The organism is Janthinobacterium glycogeni, assembly GCF_051380725.1.
Taxonomy (GTDB): domain Bacteria; phylum Pseudomonadota; class Gammaproteobacteria; order Burkholderiales; family Burkholderiaceae_D; genus Janthinobacterium.
In genome coordinates this window covers 464,181-485,450 of the sequence record NZ_JBNYXP010000003.1, presented here as the reverse complement: position 1 = coordinate 485,450, position 21,270 = coordinate 464,181, and the positions used below count along the sequence as shown (strand labels likewise).

19 protein-coding genes are annotated in these 21,270 nt (G+C 67.4%); 11 read left to right on the top strand and 8 right to left on the bottom strand.

Going from position 1 to position 21,270, the window contains the following annotated elements; genetic code table 11:
• Window positions 1–4 precede the first annotated feature (4 nt).
• The 4 genes from ACQ4W4_RS10680 (at window position 5) to ACQ4W4_RS10665 (ending at window position 3,022) form a co-directional block, all read left to right on the top strand.
• The gene (locus ACQ4W4_RS10680; protein ID WP_436541974.1) at window positions 5–502 is read left to right on the top strand and encodes a VOC family protein; all 498 of its coding nucleotides are present in this window, start codon (window positions 5–7) and stop codon (window positions 500–502) included.
• Window positions 503–592: 90 nt separating this feature from the next.
• The gene (gene purT / locus ACQ4W4_RS10675) at window positions 593–1,816 is read left to right on the top strand and encodes a formate-dependent phosphoribosylglycinamide formyltransferase (RefSeq protein WP_436541973.1); all 1,224 of its coding nucleotides are present in this window, start codon (window positions 593–595) and stop codon (window positions 1,814–1,816) included.
• Between the two features lie 8 nt (window positions 1,817–1,824).
• Complete coding sequence (locus ACQ4W4_RS10670; protein WP_436541972.1) at window positions 1,825–2,262, top strand: DUF6678 family protein; 438 nt, start codon at window positions 1,825–1,827, stop codon at window positions 2,260–2,262.
• A 16-nt stretch (window positions 2,263–2,278) separates the two neighbouring features.
• A complete protein-coding gene (locus ACQ4W4_RS10665; protein WP_436541971.1) occupies window positions 2,279–3,022 on the top strand; it encodes a hypothetical protein in 744 nt (247 codons plus the stop codon).
• Here ACQ4W4_RS10665 and ACQ4W4_RS10660 read toward each other — a convergent pair.
• The 6 genes from ACQ4W4_RS10660 to ACQ4W4_RS10635 are packed head-to-tail and all read right to left on the bottom strand — an operon-like array spanning window position 3,009 to window position 7,734.
• Window positions 3,009–3,710 (bottom strand): ABC transporter permease, encoded by a 702-nt coding sequence (locus tag ACQ4W4_RS10660; RefSeq protein ID WP_436541970.1) that lies wholly within the window; start codon window positions 3,708–3,710, stop codon window positions 3,009–3,011. The two genes, ACQ4W4_RS10665 and ACQ4W4_RS10660, sit on opposite strands and share 14 nt — an antisense overlap.
• A complete protein-coding gene (locus ACQ4W4_RS10655; RefSeq protein WP_436541969.1) occupies window positions 3,707–4,993 on the bottom strand; it encodes a glycosyltransferase in 1,287 nt (428 codons plus the stop codon). The genes ACQ4W4_RS10660 and ACQ4W4_RS10655 overlap by 4 nt, the downstream gene beginning before the upstream one ends.
• The gene (locus ACQ4W4_RS10650) at window positions 4,987–5,895 is read right to left on the bottom strand and encodes a hydrolase 1, exosortase A system-associated (protein WP_436541968.1); all 909 of its coding nucleotides are present in this window, start codon (window positions 5,893–5,895) and stop codon (window positions 4,987–4,989) included. The genes ACQ4W4_RS10655 and ACQ4W4_RS10650 overlap by 7 nt, the downstream gene beginning before the upstream one ends.
• On the bottom strand, window positions 5,892–6,749 hold the full coding sequence (locus ACQ4W4_RS10645; protein WP_436541967.1) for a hydrolase 2, exosortase A system-associated: 858 nt from the start codon (window positions 6,747–6,749) through the stop codon (window positions 5,892–5,894). Before ACQ4W4_RS10645 ends, ACQ4W4_RS10650 begins: the two co-directional genes overlap by 4 nt.
• Entirely contained in the window at window positions 6,746–6,991 is a 246-nt protein-coding gene (locus ACQ4W4_RS10640) for an acyl carrier protein (RefSeq protein ID WP_436541966.1), read from the bottom strand. The genes ACQ4W4_RS10645 and ACQ4W4_RS10640 overlap by 4 nt, the downstream gene beginning before the upstream one ends.
• Entirely contained in the window at window positions 6,970–7,734 is a 765-nt protein-coding gene (locus ACQ4W4_RS10635) for a GNAT family N-acetyltransferase (RefSeq protein WP_436541965.1), read from the bottom strand. Before ACQ4W4_RS10635 ends, ACQ4W4_RS10640 begins: the two co-directional genes overlap by 22 nt.
• Before the next feature lie 208 nt (window positions 7,735–7,942).
• Here ACQ4W4_RS10635 and ACQ4W4_RS10630 point away from each other — a divergent pair, with 208 nt between their 5' ends.
• Genes ACQ4W4_RS10630 through ACQ4W4_RS10620 form a run of 3 tightly spaced genes read left to right on the top strand, consistent with a single transcriptional unit; the run spans window position 7,943 to window position 12,743 of the window.
• Window positions 7,943–9,547 (top strand): acyl-CoA ligase (AMP-forming), exosortase A system-associated, encoded by a 1,605-nt coding sequence (locus ACQ4W4_RS10630; RefSeq protein ID WP_436541964.1) that lies wholly within the window; start codon window positions 7,943–7,945, stop codon window positions 9,545–9,547.
• A complete protein-coding gene (locus ACQ4W4_RS10625; RefSeq protein ID WP_436541963.1) occupies window positions 9,544–10,803 on the top strand; it encodes a pyridoxal-dependent decarboxylase, exosortase A system-associated in 1,260 nt (419 codons plus the stop codon). Before ACQ4W4_RS10630 ends, ACQ4W4_RS10625 begins: the two co-directional genes overlap by 4 nt.
• Window positions 10,800–12,743, top strand: coding sequence for an asparagine synthetase B family protein (locus ACQ4W4_RS10620; protein WP_436541962.1), 1,944 nt, complete (start codon window positions 10,800–10,802; stop codon window positions 12,741–12,743). Before ACQ4W4_RS10625 ends, ACQ4W4_RS10620 begins: the two co-directional genes overlap by 4 nt.
• Here ACQ4W4_RS10620 and ACQ4W4_RS10615 read toward each other — a convergent pair.
• Both ACQ4W4_RS10615 and ACQ4W4_RS10610 read right to left on the bottom strand, forming a co-directional pair.
• Window positions 12,652–13,587, bottom strand: a complete 936-nt coding sequence (locus ACQ4W4_RS10615; protein ID WP_436541961.1) for a polysaccharide deacetylase family protein — start codon at window positions 13,585–13,587, stop codon at window positions 12,652–12,654. The two genes, ACQ4W4_RS10620 and ACQ4W4_RS10615, sit on opposite strands and share 92 nt — an antisense overlap.
• Complete coding sequence (locus tag ACQ4W4_RS10610) at window positions 13,584–14,876, bottom strand: putative O-glycosylation ligase, exosortase A system-associated (RefSeq protein ID WP_436541960.1); 1,293 nt, start codon at window positions 14,874–14,876, stop codon at window positions 13,584–13,586. The genes ACQ4W4_RS10615 and ACQ4W4_RS10610 overlap by 4 nt, the downstream gene beginning before the upstream one ends.
• Window positions 14,877–15,014: 138 nt before the next feature.
• Here ACQ4W4_RS10610 and ACQ4W4_RS10605 point away from each other — a divergent pair, with 138 nt between their 5' ends.
• Genes ACQ4W4_RS10605 through ACQ4W4_RS10590 form a run of 4 tightly spaced genes read left to right on the top strand, consistent with a single transcriptional unit; the run spans window position 15,015 to window position 21,268 of the window.
• Window positions 15,015–17,099: a glycosyltransferase gene (locus tag ACQ4W4_RS10605; protein ID WP_436541959.1), complete on the top strand. Its 2,085-nt coding sequence runs from the start codon at window positions 15,015–15,017 to the stop codon at window positions 17,097–17,099.
• A gap of 15 nt (window positions 17,100–17,114) precedes the next feature.
• On the top strand, window positions 17,115–18,593 hold the full coding sequence (locus ACQ4W4_RS10600) for an oligosaccharide flippase family protein (RefSeq protein ID WP_436541958.1): 1,479 nt from the start codon (window positions 17,115–17,117) through the stop codon (window positions 18,591–18,593).
• Window positions 18,594–18,630: 37 nt separating this feature from the next.
• Entirely contained in the window at window positions 18,631–19,704 is a 1,074-nt protein-coding gene (locus ACQ4W4_RS10595) for a glycosyltransferase family 4 protein (protein ID WP_436541957.1), read from the top strand.
• Entirely contained in the window at window positions 19,694–21,268 is a 1,575-nt protein-coding gene (locus ACQ4W4_RS10590; protein ID WP_436541956.1) for an MBOAT family O-acyltransferase, read from the top strand. Before ACQ4W4_RS10595 ends, ACQ4W4_RS10590 begins: the two co-directional genes overlap by 11 nt.
• Window positions 21,269–21,270: the final 2 nt, after the last annotated feature.

Below are 21,270 nucleotides of genomic sequence, written 5' to 3'. Positions count from 1 at the left end.
CATCATGCACAGCGTACAAAAGATTACCCCATGTTTATGGTTCAACGGCAACGCCGAGGCGGCGGCCCGGTTTTATACGGAAATATTTCCCAATTCGAAGATCGGCCAGATCCTGCGTTATGGTGAGGAAGGCAAGGAAATCCACGGCCAGGAGCCTGGCAGCGTGCTGACGGTGGCCTTCGAGCTCGATGGCCAGACGTTCACGGGTTTGAATGGCGGCCCCTTGTTCCAGTTTTCCGAAGCGATCTCGTTCCAGGTCAATTGCGAAACCCAGGACGAGGTCGACCACTACTGGAACCTGCTGTCCAAAGGCGGGCCGCCGGAAGCGCAGCAATGCGGCTGGCTCAAGGACCAGTTCGGGGTGTCATGGCAGATCGTGCCCACCATCATGGTCAAGCTGCTGGGCGACCCCGATCCCGTCAAGGCCCAGCGCGTGATGAAGGCCATGATGGGCATGAAAAAGATCGACATCGATGAGATCAAGCGGGCGTACGCGGGGTAGCGTGGCCGCACGCCAGCGGCGCGCCCTGTCCAAGATGGCCGGCATTTGTTATAGTCCCAGCCATCTTTCCATCCGCTTACAGACCCTGCCATGACCACTAGCACCACCATCGCACCGCGCACCTTCGGCACACCGCTGTCTTCCACCGCCATCAAAGTCATGCTGCTCGGTTCCGGCGAGCTGGGCAAGGAAGTGATCATTTCGCTGCAGCGCCTGGGTGTGGAAGTGATCGCCGTCGACCGCTATCCGAACGCGCCGGGCCACCCGGTGGCGCACCGCTCGCACGTGATCGACATGAGCGACGGCGTGGCGCTGGCGGCCCTGATCGACCTGGAAAAGCCGGATCTGATCGTGCCGGAAATCGAGGCCATCGCCACCGACACCCTGGCGGCGCTGGAAGCGGCGGGACAGATCACGTGCATCCCGAACGCGCGCGCGGCCGTGCTGACGATGAACCGCGAAGGCATCCGCACCCTGGCGGCCGAAACCCTGGGCGTGGCGACGTCGCCGTACCGCTTCGCCAGCAGCCTGCAGGAGTTGCAGGCCGCTTGCCAGGAAATCGGCTTCCCGTGCGTGGTGAAACCCGTGATGTCCTCGTCGGGCAAGGGCCAGTCCAAGCTCGAAAGCGCCGCTGATGTGGACGCCGCATGGGCGTATGCGGCCAGCGGCAGCCGGGTCGATACGGGCCGGGTCATCGTCGAGGGTTTCATCGACTTCGATTACGAAATCACCTTGCTCACGGTGCGCGCCGTGGGCGCGTCGGGACAGGTCGAGACGCAGTTCTGCGAGCCGATCGGCCACTTGCAGGTGCACGGCGACTACGTGGAATCGTGGCAGCCGGCCCGCATGGCGCCGCTGGCCCTCGAGCGTTCGCGCGAGATCGCCCGCAAGGTGACGGACAATCTGGGCGGCCTGGGCCTGTTCGGCGTGGAGCTGTTCGTCAAGGACGACATGGTGTGGTTCTCGGAAGTGAGCCCCCGTCCGCACGACACGGGCATGGTCACCATGGCCAGTCAGGTGCAGAGCGAATTCGAGCTGCACGCGAAAGCCATCCTGGGCTTGCCCGTCAACGTGGCGCTGCGTTCGCCAGGCGCCTCGGCCGTCATCTACGGCCAGCTGGAAGCGAAAGGCATCGCCTTCGAAGGCGTGGCCGAGGCCTTGAAGGTGCCGGGCGCCGACTTGCGCCTGTTCGGCAAGCCGGAATCGTTCGCCCGCCGCCGCATGGGCGTGGCGCTGGCCACGGCCGACGATATCGACACGGCCCGCCAGCGCGCCGTGCTGGCCGCGTCCAAAGTCAAGCCGGTCGCCCGCTGATGGCCCTGGTGGCGGACCCCAGCCTGCCGCTGGCCGATGCCGGCGGCGATGACATCAAGCGCAAGCTGCGCGGCCACATCGCGCGGCGCAATCTGGCCGGCGCCGCCAACGACTGCAAGTGGAACGAGCTGCTGGCCTTCATGCGCGGGCAGACCGACTGGGTGCCGTCGTACCGCTACGGCTCCGTCACCGGCTACGTCTCGCGCTGGGATACGGAATGGGATTACCACCCGCCGTTCCCGTTCCTGGGCGTTGAGTGGTTCGACATCAGCCTGTACTCGGAAGAACACGTGGCCATGCTGCTGCCGAAGAAAATCATCGACCACGGCGTGTGGATCGTGCCGGAGCTCCAGCGCATCGGCTTCGATTTCGAGGTGCGGGACCGGGTCGCGCGCATCTGGGGCTATCTGCCCCGCAATAATGAAGACTTTCCCCCCGCCGACTAATTCTCAGAGTATCGCCATGTCTCAAAACGAACACGCTATCCCGCAAGTACCGCAACCAGACGACGCCGTCGTCGGCAAGGCTGCGGGCGCGCAGATGCTGGCCACGGCCTGCGCCGCGCGCGACGCCTTCTATGCCACCCTGGGCGACGTCGACGCCGACGTGCTGGCGCCCCTCGTCAATCCCGCCTTCATGGGCGGCCCCCGCTGGCCATCGCTGCGCCAGGCCTGGAGGGTGATCCGCCGGGCCGATACCGTCATCATCGCCAGCGATGGCTTGAGCGATCCGTTCGAGGATGACGACGACGTATTTGTGCCGCGCGGCCACCTGCTCGAAGTGTGCATCGAGGCGCCGCTGTCCGCCTTCGACGGCAAGGACGTGGCGCATTCCTGGCTGTTCGACCTGATTTACCAGGTCAGCCAGAACGTGGCCGACCATGGCTCCATCGACTTGCTGGTGCAGCGCCACGGCAGCGTGTCGATGGTGCTGGACGTGCGCGATGCCCCGGCAGGCCTGGAAGATGAACACGGACAGGTGGGCGTGCTGCTTGCCCAGGGCGCAAGCAGCATCGCGCCATCGTTCGATACGCCATATGGCGAAGTGCTGCTGCTCACCGTCACCGCGCTGCAGCCGGCCGAACTGGCGTTCATCAGCGAGGCCGCCGACAAGGCGCAATCGCGGCGCGATCTGGCCGCCGCGCTGGCCGCCTCGCCGACGGGGCATCTGAGCGTGGCCCAGCGGCCGGCCGTCATTCCCCGCTAGGTTCTTCGACTGGCGGCACGGCCGGTTCCTCGGTTTTCGGTGCTTCCTTCGCTTCGACGACGGCCGGCGCCGGCGGCGGTTCTTTCCACTTGCCAGCCGCCTTCAGCTTGTTCTTCAGCCCCGGCAAGGGGAAGCCCAGCGCATAGGCTTTTTGCGCGTGTGCGCTGGCCTTTTCGTATTCCTTCTTTTTCACGTACATCAGGCCCAGGTTGTACTGGATGGTGGCCTGGTCGGGTGCCAGGCGGCTGGCAGAGTCCAGCTGTTCGAGCGCCATCGCATCCTGGCCCGTGGCCAGCAGGTAGTTGCCAAACACCATGCGCGCCGTCACGTCCTGCGGCGCGAAGGCGATCGCCCGCTCGAAGTAGCAACTGACCGTGTAACGGGCGCCCACCGGCTGCGCGCTTTTCAGCCGCAACCCCAGCTTGGCCATCGACGCCAGCGCCCGGTGGTGGTTCGGGAAGTGCTCGAGGGTGTAGCCGATGTCGGCGCCCAGGCTGCCCGTCATGCCTTGCGTGAGCGTTTCCACGGCGCGCGAAAAATGGAATTTTTCAATCACGGACAGACCGTCGCGGTCTTCCGCGTTCGTGTAGTCGCCGCCCGGCGTACGCTTGACGTAGGGCGGGCAATCGGCGGCGCTGGCGCTGGCGCAGCAGGCGGCGAGGGTGCAGGCTAACAAGCGATGCTTCATGTCGGACTCCTGTGGCTGACCTGGTCCAGCACATCGGCCAGGGCGTTGCTGCGGGCTTGCCGCGATTGCAGGGCGATGGCCGCGGGGCTGGCCAGCGGCGCGCGGCCATGGCGCGCCAGCTCGAGGAAGCGCAGCAGCGCGCGCGCGCAGTCGCCGCTCGAGGCCAGCTGGCCGATGGTGTCGATGCCGCAGTGGCGAAGCTTGGCCGCGCTGTCGCCCGCCAGGTCGGTCAGCGCGAGGATAGGGCGGCGGCAGCGCAGGTATTCATACAGCTTGGCGGGAATCTGCGCATTGCAGTTGGCCGCCTGCAGCAGCAGCAGGCCGTCAGCGGCCAGCATTTCCTGCAGCGCCGCGCCGTGCGGCTGCAACGGTTCCAGGCTGACCAGGTCCTGGACGCCGTGCCTCGCCAGCAGGCCCGCCAGCCACGCATCGTGGCCCGTGGCGCGCAGCACCAGCTGGAAATTGCGCGCATGCAGCACGCCGTCTTGGCGCAGCCGGGCCAGGGCCTCGAACAGCGCTTGCGGGTCGCGCTCGGACGGGTAGATGACGCCGCTGTGCAGCAGCAAAAAGCGGCTGCGGTGGCCCGTGCGCGCCGGGCTGTCCGGGTAGCCGTCTTCATCGTAGCCATTCTCGATCAGGTGGAAACGCTCGCGCGTCAGCTGCGCCAGGCGGCGCCGGTGCGCATCGATGGCGCCCGGTGTGGTGCAGACGATGGCCGCGCTGCGCGCCGCGATGCGCTGTTCGATCCATGCATGCATGCGGTGCAGGCGCGGCTCGGGCGGATACGGCGCCAGCGGGTCGCTGTCGTCCAGCATGGGGTCGCGCTGGTCGGCGACCCACGGCAGGCCGCTGAGTTTTTGCAGGGTCAGCGCGATCAGGTGCGCCGTGGCGATCGGATAGGTCGACCAGATGGCATCGGGACGATACTCGCGGATCATGCGCAGGCCGGCCGGCACGGCGCTCAGCCACCAGGAACTCCAGCGGTCGGGCAGGGCCAGGCAGCGCGGATAGCGTCCGGCGATGGACAAATGGCGCGCCGCGTCCAGCGCCAGGGTGCGCCGCACGGTGGCGCGCTCTCCGATCTGCGCCAGCTGCGACGTTCCTTTCTGCGCATACGCGACAGGACTGGGACTGAGCACCAACGGCTGCCAGCCGCACTCGGGCAAATGGCGCGCAAAGCCCAGGGTGCGCAAAATGCCGCTGCCGCCGGACAGCGGCGGAAAATGGTAGGCGACCATCAGCACCCGTTTTGGTCGGGCCGCGTCCGGCGTGGTCGCTACCATGACTGCAGCCACCGTGCGCACAGCTGTTCCACGTCGCCGCGCCAGGCGGCGCTGGCGAACGTGTGGTTGGCACCCTCGACCTGCGCCTGCGTCCATTGCGCGCGCGCTGTGACGCCGCGCCATGCCGGGTCGTCAGCGACCAGCGCTTGCCACTCGCGCGCGCCGAGGTCGTCGCCGCTGAGGATCAGCAGCACCTTGCCCTGGAATTGCGTCAGCGCCCGCAGCAGGGCTGGCGCGGGCGCATCGTCTTCCTGCGTTGCCGGTGTCTGCGTGGCGGCCGCCACCTGCCGCAGCGACGCCAGGCTGGCGCCCAGCTGCAGTCCGCCGCCCGCCAGCTTGCGCCAGAACGCGCCTTGCAGCAGGCGCCGCAAATAATAGTGGCGCAAGGTGGCGCGTGCCAGGCCGGCGTCGCTGCGCACCCAGGGGTTGAGCAGGACCAGGGCATGGACGCGTGCGTCGCGCGGCGCATGGCAGGCGGCCGCCGTGGCGCCGTCGCACAAGCCCCACAGCGCCACTTCGCGCAAGGACGGCACGGCGTCGAAGAATTGCGCCAGCGCCCCGGCGATGTCGGGACCGGCCGCGCGGTAATCGTGCGCGCCGCCCTCGCTGTCGCCCATGCCGCGCAGATCGAAACGCAGCACGGGCCAGCCTTGCGCGGCCAGGGCGCGGGCCAGCAGGACGAACTGGCGGTGGCTGCCGATCCGGTACTGCGGCCCGCCCGTAACGATCAAGACGCCGCGCGGGCCGGGTGCGGCGGGCAGGCTGAGGATGCCGACCATGTGCGCGTGCGCCTCGTCGTCACCGGGGCCGACATCGGGAACGGCTGCCGCGCTGCGAAAGCGCAGCGCCAGCTCGCGCACGGCGTGCCCTGCGCGGTGCTGCTGGCTGCTGTCGCGCTTCATGGCGCCTTCCTTTCCTCGTCGAGCCAGTCGCGGCACAGCGCACGCGTGGCGTGCAGCAGTTGCGGACACGCCAGCAGCTCGCCGCTGTGCCAGAACGGCCCGTCGCCGAAGCTGGCCACGTGCACGGCGGCGCCGTGTTCGCGCCATTCGCGCGCCAGTTGCGGCAATGGCGGGGCATGTTGTCCCGGCGCCTGGTAATCGAGCCAGTAGACCGGCACCGCCGGCATCAGGGCGGAAGCGCTGACCCCATCGATGGCGTGCGCCAGTTCCGGCGCCAGCAGGTAGCCCGCCACTTCCACCGGCTCGCCATTCGCCAGCGCGGCGCGCGCATGTCCGGGCGCTTCCCGCGCGCCGCCGGCCAGCATGCCCGACGCCAGGCGCAGGCGCAGGAAGCGGTCGATGACGCGCCGACCATCGAGTTCCGGTTGCCACAGCAGCAGATGGGCGAGCGGCAGCGGCGCGCGGCTGGCGAAATCGAGGGCCAGCAGGGCGCCCAGGCGCAAGCCCCAGACGGTCAACGGGCCGTCGACGCGCTGCGCCAGCCACGCGCAAGCCAGGTGCAGGTCGTTGCGCCAGATGTCCCAGCGCGCTTCGCCAAAGTCGCCGCTGCTGTCGCCGCAGCCGAACAGATCGATCTGCAGCACGCTGTAGCCGGCGGCGGCAAAGGCGCGCGCCTGCGCGGCGGCCACGTGGCGGCTTTTATTGAGCTCCTCGGCGAACGGGTGGACATACACGATGCCGCCGCGCGCGCTGCGGCCCGGCGGCGGCAAGTGCAGCAGGCAGTAGCGCTGGCCGCCGCTGGCAGGCAGGAAGAAGGGCAGCAGCGGCAGTGCTTCGATGGCGGCGCGGCTCATGGTCGCAGCTTCGCAAACACGAAATCGTGCAGGGTGCCGACGGTGGCGAAGTGGCGCGCGTGGATGTCGTCGTCGGCGACAAGGATGCCGAAATGGTCTTCCAGCGCGGCGATCACGCCGATCACGGCCATCGAATCGAGTTCCGGCACGCTGCCCAGCAGCGGCGTGTGGGCTTCCAGCGCGCGCCCGTTCAAGCCCAGGGTGGTGTCGAGGATGCGTTTTACTGCTTCAAGATGCGGCATGTCAGCTCCAGGGATGGGTAGTGCGGCAGGGACGACGTATCGAAGGCAAGGCAAGGAATGTCGTCGGGGCGGCACGACAGGTGCAGATACGGCGCCAGGCTGGCGGCCATCCATTGCCAGCGCCCGCAGCGGATAAAGGTGGCCGTGCCCAGCCCATGCGTGCCCAGGCGCGCATGGGCGCCCAGCGAGGCGCGGTTGAAGCGCGAGATGCGGCTGCACGACCAGCGCACGCCCTGCGCGTACAGCACGGCGTTGGCTTCCTCCCACAGGCGCGCGAAGACCAGGCCGCCGCGCTGCTCGGGATGCACCCACACGTCGAGATCCCACGACGACTGCTGCGACGCCAGCGCATAGCGGGCGCGCACCTCGTCTTCCTGGCAGCCGTGGCGCAACAGCCAGATCCAGCCAACCATGCCGGACTTGTCCCGTGCCACCAGGCATTGCGCGCCTTGCCGGTAGCGTTCGCGCAGCGCGCCGGGACGGCGTGCGGGACCGGGCGGCAAGTCCGCTTCCGCCAGGCAGGGCGCGACAGCGATCGACCGGCCGCGTCCGCGGCACAGCGAGCCGGGCGCCACCGCTTGCGCCACGAATTGATAGCGGTAGAGCGCGCAGCGCCCGCCCGGCACGCTTTCCAGCAGCCGCGCCACGGCCAGCCACGCGCTGTCGCGCCAGCCCAGCTGGCGCAGGCTGGCGGCAAGCCGTTGCAAGCGGGGAAAATGGCGGAAATGGGCGAGGCTGGCCATGGCGATCAACGATGGGGCGGCTATGCAGCCAACGCTGTCCATTAGAGCGCAGCGGCCAGTGATCGGTGTTGCGCGGCCTCAAGCATTGCGCCAGATAGGCCGCCACCGGTCGGGCGAGGTGCTTACTTGATAAAAATCAACACTGCCGCTCCCGTTTGTCCCAATCATAGGGGAATACATGGCAATCATGACAACCCGGGATGAAACGATGGCGACACTGATACACGATCTGATCTTCGAAACGGCGCAGCGCGCACCCCACGCGCCGGCCCTGTCGTGGCAGGGCGAGGAGCTCAGCTATGGCGCGCTGGCGCAGTCCGTGCGCGATGGCGCAAATACCTTGCTGACCCTGGGCTTGCAGCGTGGCGCGCGCGTGGCCGTATACCTGGAAAAACGCCCGGAAAACGTCAGCGCCATGTTTGGCGCGGCGGCGGCCGGCGGCGTGTTCGTGCCCGTCAATCCGCTGCTCAAGCCGGATCAGGTCGCGTACATCCTGGCCGACTGCAACGTGGCCATCCTCGTCACCTCGCGCGAACGCCTGGCCCAGCTGGTCCCCGCGCTGGCCGCCTGCCCGGACTTGCAGACGGTGTTGCTGACGGGCGAAGGGGAGACGGCAACACACCTGGGCAAGCTGCGCGTGCTGCCATGGGCTGCAGCGCCCGCCAATGCAGCTGGCTTTGGCGCGCCCAGGCCGCACGCGGCGATCGACATGGACATGGCCGCCATTCTTTACACCTCGGGCAGCACGGGGCGCCCGAAAGGCGTGGTGCTGTCGCACCGCAACATGCTGGCGGGTGCGCTCAGCGTCTCGGGCTATCTGCGCAATACGCCGGAAGACCGGATTTTGTGCGTGCTGCCGCTCAGCTTTGATTATGGCCTGAGCCAGCTGACGACGGCGTTTGCCAGCGGCGCCTGCGCCGTGCTGATGAATTATCTGCTGCTGCGCGATATCGTCGAAGCCGTCGAGCAGGAAGCCATCACGGGCCTGGCCGCCGTGCCGCCCCTGTGGGTGCAGCTGTCGCAGCTGAGCTGGCCCTTGTCCACGCCCCTGCGCTACATCACCAATTCGGGCGGCGTGATGCAGCGCTCCACGCTGGACAAGCTGCGCCAGTCGCTGCCGCGCGCGCAGGTTTACCTGATGTATGGCTTGACGGAAGCGTTCCGCTCCACCTATCTGGCGCCGGAACAGCTGGAGCGGCGCCCCGATTCCATCGGACAGGCGATTCCCAATGCGGAAGTGCTGGTGCTGCGCCCGGACGGCAGCGTGTGCGATGCCGACGAACCGGGCGAACTGGTGCATCGTGGCGCGCTGGTGGCGCTCGGCTACTGGAACGATGCGGCGCGCACGGCCGAGCGCTTCAAGCCGCTGCCGCCGCAGGCCAGCGGCCTGGTGCTGCCGGAACTGGCCGTCTGGTCGGGCGATACGGTGCGCTGCGATGCGGAGGGCTTTCTGTATTTCGTGGGGCGCAGCGATGACATGATCAAGACGTCGGGCTACCGGGTCAGCCCGGCGGAGATCGAGGAAGTCGTGTATGCGAGCGGGCTGGTGGGCGAGGCCGCCGCGCTGGGCTTGCCCCATGCCGTGCTGGGCCAGGCCATCGCCTTGCTCGTCACGCCCGCACCCGGTGTGGAATTGCTGCGCGAGAAGGTGCTGGCTGCCTGCCGCGCCCGCCTTCCCAGCTATATGGTGCCGCAGTGGGTGGAAATCCGCGACGGCGTGCTGCCGCGCAACCCGAACGGCAAGATCGACCGTCCCTTGCTGGCCAGGGAACTGGCGCAGGCATATGCGGTCCAATCAGGAGATACGGCATGAAGGACTTGATCCGTTCGAGCAGTACGGAATTACCGTTGCACTCGGCCTTGGGCCAGCAGTTCGCCGTGGAAAACGACATGCTGCAGTTCGGCGGCGTGCCCTTGCGCCAGCTGGCCCAGCGGGTGGGCAGCACGCCGTTCTACGCTTATGAACGCGCGCACATCACGCGCCGCATGGCCGATCTGCGCGCCGCCTTGCCCGCCGGCGTGCACGTGCATTATGCGATGAAGGCCAATCCCATGCCGGCCGTGGTGCAGTGGCTGGCCGGTCTGGTCGACGGCATCGACGTGGCCTCGGGCGGCGAACTGACCACGGCGCTCGATACGCCGATGCCGGCCGAACGCATCAGTTTTGCGGGGCCAGGCAAGAGCGAGGGCGAACTGACGCGTGCGGTGGCCGCCGGCGTGCTGATCAACCTGGAGTCGGGCGCCCAGCTGGAAAGGGTGGCGCTGGCCAGCGAACGGCTGGGCGTGACGGCCAGGGTGGCCGTGCGCGTGAATCCCGATTTCGCCTTGCGCCGCACGGGCATGCGCATGGGCGGCGGGGCGCAGCCGTTTGGCGTCGATGCGGCCCGCGTCCCTGCGCTGCTGGGGCGCATCGGCCAGCTGGGGCTGGATTTTCACGGCTTTCACCTGTATGCGGGCTCGCAAAGCCTGTCGGGGGCGGCCCTGGCCGATGCGCAGGCGCTCAGCGTGCAGCTGGCCCTGCAACTGGCCGACAGCGCGCCGTCGCCCTTGCGCACGCTGAATATCGGCGGTGGCTTCGGCGTGCCGTATTTTCCCGGCGACCAGGCGCTCGACCTGGCGCCCGTCGCGGACGGCTTGCAGCGGCAGCTCGATCTGCTGGCCCAGGCGGCGCCCGGCGTGCGCCTGAACCTGGAACTGGGCCGCTATCTGGTGGCGGAGGCCGGTATCTATGTGTGCAAGGTGCTCGAACGCAAGGTGTCGCATGGACAGGTCTTTCTCGTGACCGATGGCGGCTTGCACCATCACCTGGCCGCTTCGGGCAATTTTGGTCAGCTGATCCGCAAGAATTATCCGGTAGCCATCGGCAACCGGCTGCACGGCGGGCCGCGCGAAGTGGCGTCCGTCGTGGGGCCGCTGTGCACGCCGCTGGACTTGCTGGCCGACCAGATGGAGTTGGCGCGCGCCGAGGAGTGCGACCTGGTGGTGGTGTTCCAGTCGGGCGCGTATGGCTTGACGGCCAGCCCGACGGCGTTTCTCGGCCATCCGCTGCCGGCCGAGGTGCTCGTATGAGCGGGCTGTGCGGCTGGCTGGCGGCGGGCGGCGCCGCGGGCCTGGCCACCGCCGATGCCGATGGCGCCGCACCTACTGCGTTGGCCGGCATGGCCGCGCCCCTGTCGCGTTTCGATAGCGCGCCGCAGGCCGCCTGTATCAGCGAGGTGGGCGGCGTGGCCGTGGCCGCCATCGACGGCAGCCGCCATGTATATCAGCAGGATGGCTTGCAAGTGGCCATCTGGGGCCGGCCCATGCTCGACGGTTCTGCCGATGACGTGGCGTGCCGCCTCGCGTCCCTGTGGCTGAGCCGGGGCGTGGCCGCCTGCGCCAGCCTGTCCGGTCCTTTCTGTTTAGCCATCCTCGATGCCTTTTCCGGCTCGGCCCTGCTGGCCGTGGACCGCGCCGGCATGCATCCGCTCAGCTATGCGAGCAATGCGCAGGGCCTGTTCTTTGCGTCCTCGCTGGATGCCTTGCTGGCCCATCCATCCGTGCGCGGCGCGCTCGATCCGCAAGCGCTGTATCACTACCTGTTCTTCCACATGGTGCCCGGCCCGGCCACGGCCTATCTTGGCCAGCAGCGTTTGCTGCCCGGCGAATACCTGCATGTGCGGGGCGGCAAGCAATGCAAGGGCAGCTACTGGCAGCTGGCCTTTCACGAGCCGCCAGCGGGGCGCACGCGGGCCAGCTTTGCCAGCAACAAGCAGGAATTCCTGCGCCTGCTGCGCCAGGCCGTGGAAAGCAGCCTGGGCGCGGATGGGGCGGACACGGGGGCGTTTCTCAGCGGCGGCACGGACAGTTCCACCGTGGCCGCCATCATGGGCCAGGTGACGGGCCGGCCCGCGCGCACGTATTCCATCGGTTTCGATGCGCCCGGCTATGACGAAATGGCGTATGCGCGCCTGGCCGCCAGGCACGCGGGCAGCATCCACCACGAGCGTTACGTGACGCCAGCCGACGTGCTGGCCGCGATTCCCGCCATGGCGGCCATCTTCGACCAGCCTTTCGGCAACGCCTCGGCCATTCCCGCTTACTATTGCGCGCAGATGGCGCGCGAGGATGGTGTGATCCGCCTGCTGGGCGGCGACGGCGGCGATGAATTGTTTGGCGGTAATGAGCGCTATGCGCACCAGGCCTTGCTGTCGCAGTACGAGCGCTTGCCCGTCATGCTGCGCCAGGCCATCATCGAGCCGTTGCTCTTCCGCCAGCAAAAGGGCGCGCCTTGGCGCCTGGGCGACAAGGCGCGCCGCTACATCGAACAGGCGAGCCTGCCGCTGCCGGCCAGACTCGACGGCTATAACCTGCTGCTGCGCCATGGCTACCGCACGGTGCTGGAAGCGGGCTTCATCGACACCATCGACCCGGGCATGGCGCCCGGATGCGTGAATGGCGCGTATTGGGAGCGGCAAGGCCAGGGCTTGAGCCAGATCAATGAATTGCTGGCCCTGGACATGCGCTTTACGCTGGCCGACAACGACCTGTTCAAGGTCCGCAAGGCATGCGAGCTGGCCGGCGTCGAAGCGGCGTTTCCCTTCCTGCACGATGCGATGGTGGCGTTTGCGTCGCGCCTCGCGCCACGGGACAAGCTCGACGGCAGGCGGCTGCGGCCCTTCTTCAAGCGGGCGCTGGCGGAAATCCTGCCGCCGGCCATCGTGCGCAAGAAGAAGCACGGCTTTGGCCTGCCTTTCGGCCAGTGGCTGCACAGCCACGCGCCGCTGCGCGAATTTGCGTTCGACAACCTCACGCAGCTGCGCGGGCGCGGCATCGTGCGGCCCGCCTTCATCGACGATTTAAAGGGGCGCTTGCTGGCGGAACACCCGGCCTATCACGGCACCATGGTGTGGCTGCTGCTGATGCTGGAACAGTGGCTCAGCCAGCATCCGGGTGCGCTGGGTGCGCTTGCCGGCGGTTTTGCCGCAAACGCCACAGAAACGCCAGGCGTCCTCGATCCCACGGCGTAAAGCGGGGCAGCTGCAGCAGGTCGAGACCTGCGCCGGGGCGCGCTACGCCCCAGTCCGTCGTCACGGCCGCCTGGAAACCCAGACGGCGCACCATCGCCACGTGCGGCGCGCCATAGTCGCGCCCGGCCTTGCCGTTCGGATACGCAAACAGGGTGACGGGCGCCTGGATCACACTTTCCAGCTGGCGCTTGCCGTCGCCAATGTCGCGCTGCGCGGCGTGGTCCGGCAAGGTGGACAGAATCGGGTGGCTGGCCGTGTGCGCGCCCAGGCCCATGCCCGCCGCCTGCAGCTGGCGCAGCTGGGCCGTGCTCAGCATGGCTGGCGGCCCGCCCGTGGCGCCCGCCTGGCGGCGGATCTGCAGGGCCAGTTGCTGGCGCCGGTCGAACGGCAGGTATTTGAGCTGGCCCAGCAAGGCGGCGATGGCCGCTTGCCGCTGCGCCAGGCTGGCGACGGGCAGGCAGTCCAGGCCGAGTTCCCGCAAGTCCATCACGGGGCCGGCCGCCTGGCGCATGGCCTCGATCACTGTGTCGTTCCACATCTGTCCGCCATCGAGATAATTGGTGGCGATAAAAAACGTGGCGTGCAAGCCGTGGCGCTGCAGCAATGGCAGCGCGACTTGCGCATTGTCCGCATAGCCGTCGTCGAAGGTGATGCAGGCGGCACGCGGCGGCAAGTTGCCCTCTTGCAGGCGCTGCACGGCCTCGGCCAGGGGCAGCGGCGCATAAAAACGCTTCAACAGACGCAGCTGGCGCTCGAACAGGGCCGCATCGACTTCGCCGGGAAACAGCGGATCCGGCCGCGCCAGCACGCGGTGGTAGATCAGGATGGACAGGGTGGTCGTCATGGCTGCTCCGCGATGGCGGCCTGGGCCTTGACCCTGGCCTGGCGCGATGTCGGGGCCGGCGCTTGCCGCTCGACGATGATGCGCGTGGCGATGAGCGCGGCCATCAGGTAGTACGGCATGTCGAAGTACAGCAGGCTGAGGAAGGCGCCGCCCACGGCAAAGCCGATCAGGCTGGCCTGGCTCATGGTGGCCAGGCCGTGCGCCCAGCGCAGTTCCGGCTGGCCGCGCGTGCGGCGGATGATGACGGCCGCCGTGCGCCAGGTGGCGACGCCCAGCGCCAGATAGATCAACAGGCCGACGAAGCCGTGTTCGCCCAGGGCCTGGAAATAGATGCTGTGCGCCGCATGCACGTCCATGGGATTCGGTGCATAGCGGGCAAAGACGGATGCGTCGGATACGTCGAAGCCGCCGCCGGGAAAGCGGTCGCGCGCCAGGTTCCAGGCCATGCGCCAGGCATTCAGGCGGCCCATGGCCGATTCATCGTCCTGGTAGCTGTTGATGGTGTCCATGCGTTCGGCCCAGCGCTCGGGCATGAAGGCCAGCAGCAGTGGTGTGACCGCACCGAGCAGCGCGCCCAGCACCAGCTTGCGGTCGCTTTTCAGCCACATGAACAGGCCCATGGCCGCGATGGCGAGCAGCCCGCCGCGCGAATACGAGCCCAGCGCGGCCAGGGCCGACAGCAGCATGGCTGCGGACAAGCCATGGCGCACCCAGCGTTTATCCGTGTTTTGCTGCAGGTAATACATGAGGGGGATGGTGATGATCAGGGCCAGGGCCAACGCGTTGTTATCGCCAATAAACGTTTCTTCCGGACCCCATACCCGTTCCGTGCCGCCGCTGCGGATGGTGAAGATGCCGCCCTTCACGCCATAAAAGCCGATCGAGCCCACCAGCACCCAGACCAGGCGCACGATGTCGCGCCGCGTGCGTATCACCATCATGATCACAAAGCTCATCAGCATGATCTTCATGACCTTGTTCCACTGCACCCACGACGATTCCGGCAGCAGGGCAAACGGCGCCGTGACGTTCATCCACGCGACGAACAGCAGCAGCAGCACGCTGACGGGCGTGAGCGGCAGGTTTTTCGGCTCGCGCGTCATCGCAAGGCTGATCAGGGTGGCGATGGCGATGATGAAGGCGAAGGGCATGTGGGTGGCAAAGCCCCAGCCCTGCGTGTGCGGGTTCATCACGCTGACCCAGACCCACATCAGGCCGCCGATGGCCGGCGCCTTCAGGATGAAGGGCAGGGAGCCCAGGATGATGATGGTAATCAGTATGTCGCGCATGAAAGGGGGCGCTCCTGGTTGTGCCCGGGTTGGCAAGGTCTTGATGCCTGTCAACGGGCTGGCGGACAGGTTCAGTACACTGGATCAACACTGCTGTCGTACATAGTTTTGTCATGGTAAGACCAAGGAGGCATGTCCTTGTTGACCGTTCTCATGGCGACCTACAATGGCGCCGGCACCTTGCCCCAGGTATTGCGCGCCTACATGGGCTTGCGACCGCCCGTGGGAGGCTGGCGCCTCGTTATCGCCGACAATGGCAGCACGGACGCCACGGCCCAGGTGATCGCCGCCTTCCGCGGGCGCCTGCCCTTGAGTTCCGTCCACGTGGCGCGGCGCGGCCGCAGTCCCGCCCTGAACGGAGCCGTCGAGCACGCCTTGCGGCTGGGCGGCGATGGCAGCGAGCTGTTCGTCTTTGGCGACGACGATGCCATGCCGGCGCACGACTGGCTGTGCCGCCTGCAGGACTGCGCGCGCGCGCACCCCGGCTACGCGCTGTTCGGCGGCGCCATCGTGCCCGCCTGGCGCGAACAGCCGGCCGAGTGGCTGCTGCGCCTGACCCCGGTCGGTTTGACGTGGGGCATCACCAGCCCCGATTTGCCCGACGCCCCCATCTATCCGGGCCTCGTGTGGGGCGCCAACATGGCGATTCGCCGCCGCATCTTCGAGGCGGGCGCCCGCTATGACGAAAGCATCGGCCCGCAGGGCGCCAATTACGCCATGGGCAGTGAAACCCGGCTCAACCTGGAGATGCATGCGGCTGGAAACCCATCCTGGTTCTGTCCGCAGGCGCGGGTGGCGCACATCATCCGCGCCCCGCACGTGCAGCGGGCCTGGATCTTGCGCCGCGCCATGCTGTTTGGCCGGGGCCAGTGCCGGCTGGCGACCTTGGCGCCCAGCGTGGAGTTATTCGGCGTGCCGCGCTGGATGCTGGGCAGATATGTGCGCGATACCCTGGGCGCCGTGCGGGCCTGGCTGCGGCGCGACCACGCCGACCTGTTCCTGCGCCAGTGGGAACGGGCCTGGCTGCGTGGTTTCTTCCATGAAGCGTGGCGGGGACGTAGAAAACGCTTGCCGCGCATCGTCATCAGCAGTTATTCGGGCGAGCTGGGCGGCATGGAGCTGCGCATGGCGCAGGAGGCGAGCATACTGGGCGCGAACGGCTACGACAGCGTGCTGGCGCTGCGGCGCTTTCCCGGTTTTACTGCCTGGGCGCAAGGCTTGCGTGCAGGGCAGATGCAAGTGCGCGTGTATGAACCGCCGCTGTTTCTCGAACACTGGGCGTGGCGCCGCTGGAACTGGCTGCGCGCCAGGGTCACGGGTGCGTGGCGGCTGCGGCGGCTGCGGCCCGACCTCGTCCACGTGGCGTTTTGCTGGACCAGTTACGGCGCTTCCATCCTGTGGCTGGCGCGGCAATGCCGGCTGCCGGCCGTGATCAGCGTGCACAATGCGTTTCCTTTGGAAGCCTTCAGCGCCTGGCAGCGGCCCCGGCTGGAAGAGGCTTTTCGCGGGGTCAAAGGCGTGTATGCCGTGTCGCCGTCGGCCATGCGGCATTTCCTCGACCTCTACCGCGACATGCTGGCGCCGCAGACGCGGCTGGCCGTCATTCCCAATGGCGTCGATACGGAGACGTTTATCGTCTCGCCCGAACGGAGAATACAGGCGCGCAAGCAACTGGGGCTGCCGCCGGACGCGCTCGTGCTCGGCTCCGTGGCGCGGCTCTCCGCGCAAAAGCGTCCGCAAGCGCTGCTGGCCCTGTTTGCCCGGTTGGCGCCGCAGTTTCCCAACCTGTATTTGGTGCTGGTGGGCACCGGGCCGCTGGAAGCCATGCTGCGGCAGCAGGCGCAGCAGACGGGCTGGCAGGACAGAGTCGTGTTTGCCGGTTTCCAGCAGCGCATCGAGCTGCTGATGCCGGCCTTCGACCTGCATGTGCTGCTGAGTAAGAACGAAGGCTTCGGCATCGCCACCATCGAGGCCATGGCCTGCGGCGTGCCGGCCGTGGGGACGGACGTGCCGGGCACGTACGATATCCTGCACGATAGCGCAGGCGGACTATTGCTGCCGCTTGCCGACGAGCACGCCGCCTGCGTCGCCGTGGCGCAGCTGCTGATGGACGCGCCCCGGCGCGCCCGCATGGGGCGGCTGGCGCGCGAGGAAACCGTGCAGCGCTATTCGATGCCGCGCCTGGAACGCCAGCTGCGCGCATTTTACGCCGGCCTGGTGTAGGCGCGGGCGGCCCGCATGAGCGCCACCCGCCATTCGTTTTTCTTTTCGTTTGCCGAGAAATACACGGTGCTGCTGCTGGGCATTGTCGCCACCATGGTGCTGTCGCGCCTGCTGACGCCGGCCGAGGTGGGTGTGTATTCACTGGGGGCCGTGCTGGTGGCCTTGGCGCAAGTGGTGCGCGACTTTGGTGTGGGGCAATACCTGATCCAGGAAAAGCAGCTCGATGCCTTGAAACTGCGGGCCGCGCTGGCCACCAGCCTGCTCGTCGCCTGGCTGCTGGCGGCCCTGGTGCTGCTGGCCAGCGCGCCGCTCGCGCATTTCTATGGCGAACCACGGCTGACCCTCGTGCTGCGTTTGCTGTCGCTCAATTTCCTCCTGATCCCGTTCAGCGCCTTGACCTTGCCGATGCTGCGCCGGCAACTGCGCTTTCGCGCCATTTACGCCATCAACGCGGCCAACAGCGTGGTCAACCTGCTGGTGGCCGTGTTGCTGGCGCTGCAGGGCTACAGTTACATGAGCATGGTGTGGGCGGCGCTGGCCGGTTCCTGCGCTTCGCTGCTGGTGAGCCTGCTGGTGCGGCCCCGCGAACTGCCGTGGCTGCCAGGACGGCGCGGGATGGGCGACATTGCCCGGTTTGGCGCGTATGCGACGGGGGGCGGCCTCGTCGACGAGGCGGGCGTGGCGGCGCCGGACCTCATCATCGGCAAGCTGATCGGCGTTGAAAGCCTGGCCCTGTTCGGCAAGGCGCAAAGCGTGCTCAATATTTTTAACCAGGCCATCACCAGCGCGATTTCTCCCGTCGTGTTTCCCCTGTTCGCGGCCCGTGCGCGGGAAGGGGGCGGCCAAGGCGGGCAGGGCGGGGCGGAACGCGTGTATTTGCGTACGATCAGCTACATGACGGCACTGGCGTGGCCGTTTTTTCTCTTTCTCGCCTGCATGGCTTTGCCCCTGGTCAAGGTGTTGTACGGCGCGCAATGGATCGGATGTGTGCCCTTGATCCGCATCATGTGCCTGTCCTCGGCCGTGTATAGCATGTTCAGCATGGCCCGCTATCTGTTCGTGGCGACGGGCCAGCTGCATGCGCAAGTGCGGCTCGATGCCTGCGCCAGCGGTATCAAAGTGGCGCTGCTGCTGGCCGCGGCGCCGTTCGGCCTGGTGGCGGTGGCCTGGGCCGTGGTGCTGAGCAACGTGCTGCGCAGCTGGCTCAATTATGGCTCCCTGCGGCGCTTGAGCGCACTCGACTGGCGCATCCTCGCGCGGGCATTGCGCAAGAGCCTGCTGCTCTGCGGCTTTAGCGCCGTCGCGCCCGTCGCTTCGCTGCTGTGGCTGCCTGCCGATACGCCGGCATTGCTGGCGCTGACCGGCACGGCGCTGGTCACCTTGCTGTGCTGGCTGGCCGGTCTGTTCCTGTTGAAGCATGAGCTCGCTGGCGAATTTCTGTTATTGCAACGCAAGCTGGCCGGCCGCTGGCTGGCAGTCAAATCACCGCACTGAGCCGCCAGCAGCGGCGCGGGCGCACGAAAGGATGACCATGCGTGTCGGTATCTTGTCCTACCCGATGCTGTTCCAGCGCGACGGCGGCTTGCAGATCCAGGTACGCGAAACCATTGCCGCGCTGAACCGGCTGCCCCGGCAGCCGGCGCGGCCCCTGGAGGTGCAGCTGGTCGACGCCAACCATGAGCGGCTGGCCGATTTCGACGTGCTGCACGTGTTTTCGGCAAGCAATGGCACTTACCGCATCATGGAGATGGCCAGCGAGCAAGGCGTGCCCGTGGTGCTGTCGCCGCTGCTGTCTCCCGGCTGGGGCCGCGCCAGCGCCTGGCGGGCGCGGCTGGCCGACCGGCTGGCCGGGCGCCTGACGGAATGGATGGTGCAAACGAGCTATGCGCAAACGCGGCGCGCCTTGCAGCTGGCCGACGTGGTGATCGCCCTGGGCGACGCCGAACGCGATGCCATCGTGCACGGTTTCGGCATGCGGGCCGATACCATCCGCGTCTTGCCAAATGGAATCAACCCGCATTTTTTCACGGCCAATGGCGACCTGTTCCTGCGCGAGACGGGCATTGCCGGGCCGTTCGCGTTGATGGTGGGCAGCATTTCACCGTATAAAAACCAGCTGGGCCTGGCTCAGGCGTTGGCAGGCGCCGGCTTGCCCCTGGTGCTGATCGGCGCCGCGCCGCGCGAGCAGCAGGCGTATCTGCAGCAGTTGCTGGACTTGCCGCACGTCAGCTGGCTCGGCGCACTCGACCATGCCGACCCGCTGCTGGCCAGCGCCTACCATGCGGCGGCCGTGGCGGCCTTGCCCAGCCAGGGCGAGGTGTTTCCCTTGAGCGTGCTCGAAGCGCTGGCGGCCGGCACGCCCGTCGTCATGACGGCGCAAAGCGCGCTGGACTTGCCCGACTCCGTGTTTGCGCTGCGCAAGGTGCGCTGGGACGATGGCGCCGCACAGCGCCAGGCCATCCTCGACCTGCTGGCGCAGCCGCCCGAGCGCTGCCGCGTGCAAGCCCTGGTGGAACGCTTTACGTGGGAAAGGGTGGCGGCGCAGATCGTCGATTGTTACTACCAGGCGCAGTCACTGCCTGCCAGGAGACAACATGCTGTTTAACTCCTTCGCCTTTCTGTTCGGCTATCTGCCCATCGTGCTGGCCGGCTATTTTTTGCTCGACCGCCTGGCGCCTGCCGCCGGTGTGTCCGCCAGCTGGCGCCGCCTGGCGCCAACCGCCTGGCTGGCGCTCGCCTCGCTGTTCTTCTATGCCTGGTGGGATGTGCGCTACCTGCCGCTGCTGCTGGCCTCGATCTGCGTCAATTACGGCGCGGGGCGGCTGATCGGCGCGCGCGCCGGCGCGGCCCGCAAGCGCGTGCTGGTCGCGGCGCTGGCGCTGAACCTGGGGCTGCTCGCGTACTACAAATATGCCAATTTCTTCATCGACAGCATCAATGCCGTCGCCGTGGCTGCCGGTGCTGGCGCTGACAGCCTGCCGTGGCACGGCCTCGACATCATCCTGCCGATCGGCATCTCGTTCTTTACCTTCACGCAGATCGCCTTTCTCGTCGATTGCTACCGGGGTGAGGTACGCGAATACCGCTTCATCCATTACGTGCTGTTCGTCAGTTACTTTCCCCACCTGATCGCCGGCCCCGTGCTGCACCACCGCGACATGATGCCGCAATTCGCCGACCCGGCCAATGCCCATCCGCGCGCCGCCAATTTCGCCGTCGGCCTGTCGATATTCACCATCGGGCTGGCAAAGAAGGTGCTGATCGCCGACAACCTGTCGCCGCTGGCCATTCCCGTCTTCGCGGCCGGCGCCCAGCCAACCCTGATCGAAGCGTGGATCGGCGTGCTGGCCTACACCTTCCAGCTGTATTTCGACTTTTCCGGCTATTCGGACATGGCCATCGGCCTGTCGCGCCTGTTCGGCGTGAAATTGCCGCTGAACTTCAATTCGCCGTACAAGGCGGCCAATATCGCCGACTTCTGGCGCCGCTGGCACATGACCTTGTCGCGTTTCCTGCGCGACTATTTATACATACCGCTGGGCGGCAGCCGGCGCGGCGAGGCCATGCGCTACCGCAACCTGATGCTGACCATGCTGCTGGGCGGCCTGTGGCATGGCGCCGGCTGGACCTTCGTCATCTGGGGCGGCTTGCACGGCCTGTACCTGGTGCTGCAGCAGGCGTGGCAGCGGCTCTTCGGCGCGGCGCCGGGGTACTGCTGGCTGCGCTGGTGGCCCGGCGTCCTGACTTTTCTTGCCGTCATGCTGGCCTGGATCTTCTTCCGCGCGCCCGACGTGGCCACAGCCTGGGACATCGCGGGCGCGCTGGTGGGCGCGAATGGCGTGAGCCTGCCGCGCGGGCTGGCCAGCCACGCGCCCAGCCTGGCGCAATGGGGCTGGCAGCCCGCATTCGACGGCATCCGCTGGATCGAACTGGCCGGTCCCGGCTTGCCCGTGTTGCTGGCGGCGATGCTGCTGGCTTTCAAGGCGCCGAACACGCAAGAAATATTCTTTCTCTACGAGCCCGCCATTGAAAGAATCTTTCAGCCTGCGGGACGCTGGGCTTTCAGTTGGCGGCCCACGTCCCGCTGGAGCGTAGGCTTGGCCGCGCTGTTCGTCGCCTGTATCTTCGGCATGAACCGCGTCACCGAATTTCTCTACTTCCAGTTCTGACC

Bases quoted from the DNA above. Each gene is read 5' to 3' on its own strand.
- ACQ4W4_RS10590 (WP_436541956.1), top strand. From the start codon at position 19,694: ATGCTGTTTAACTCCTTCGCCTTTCTGTTCGGCTATCTGCCCATCGTG.
- ACQ4W4_RS10600 (WP_436541958.1), top strand. From the start codon at position 17,115: ATGAGCGCCACCCGCCATTCGTTTTTCTTTTCGTTTGCCGAGAAATAC.
- ACQ4W4_RS10655 (WP_436541969.1), bottom strand. From the start codon at position 4,993: ATGGTAGCGACCACGCCGGACGCGGCCCGACCAAAACGGGTGCTGATG.
- ACQ4W4_RS10640 (WP_436541966.1), bottom strand. From the start codon at position 6,991: ATGCCGCATCTTGAAGCAGTAAAACGCATCCTCGACACCACCCTGGGC.
- ACQ4W4_RS10625 (WP_436541963.1), top strand. From the start codon at position 9,544: ATGAAGGACTTGATCCGTTCGAGCAGTACGGAATTACCGTTGCACTCG.
- ACQ4W4_RS10660 (WP_436541970.1), bottom strand. From the start codon at position 3,710: ATGAAGCATCGCTTGTTAGCCTGCACCCTCGCCGCCTGCTGCGCCAGC.
- purT (WP_436541973.1), top strand. From the start codon at position 593: ATGACCACTAGCACCACCATCGCACCGCGCACCTTCGGCACACCGCTG.
- ACQ4W4_RS10610 (WP_436541960.1), bottom strand. From the start codon at position 14,876: ATGCGCGACATACTGATTACCATCATCATCCTGGGCTCCCTGCCCTTC.
- ACQ4W4_RS10595 (WP_436541957.1), top strand. From the start codon at position 18,631: ATGCGTGTCGGTATCTTGTCCTACCCGATGCTGTTCCAGCGCGACGGC.
- ACQ4W4_RS10645 (WP_436541967.1), bottom strand. From the start codon at position 6,749: ATGAGCCGCGCCGCCATCGAAGCACTGCCGCTGCTGCCCTTCTTCCTG.
- ACQ4W4_RS10630 (WP_436541964.1), top strand. From the start codon at position 7,943: ATGGCGACACTGATACACGATCTGATCTTCGAAACGGCGCAGCGCGCA.
- ACQ4W4_RS10650 (WP_436541968.1), bottom strand. From the start codon at position 5,895: ATGAAGCGCGACAGCAGCCAGCAGCACCGCGCAGGGCACGCCGTGCGC.
- ACQ4W4_RS10680 (WP_436541974.1), top strand. From the start codon at position 5: ATGCACAGCGTACAAAAGATTACCCCATGTTTATGGTTCAACGGCAAC.
- ACQ4W4_RS10635 (WP_436541965.1), bottom strand. From the start codon at position 7,734: ATGGCCAGCCTCGCCCATTTCCGCCATTTTCCCCGCTTGCAACGGCTT.
- ACQ4W4_RS10615 (WP_436541961.1), bottom strand. From the start codon at position 13,587: ATGACGACCACCCTGTCCATCCTGATCTACCACCGCGTGCTGGCGCGG.
- ACQ4W4_RS10665 (WP_436541971.1), top strand. From the start codon at position 2,279: ATGTCTCAAAACGAACACGCTATCCCGCAAGTACCGCAACCAGACGAC.
- ACQ4W4_RS10620 (WP_436541962.1), top strand. From the start codon at position 10,800: ATGAGCGGGCTGTGCGGCTGGCTGGCGGCGGGCGGCGCCGCGGGCCTG.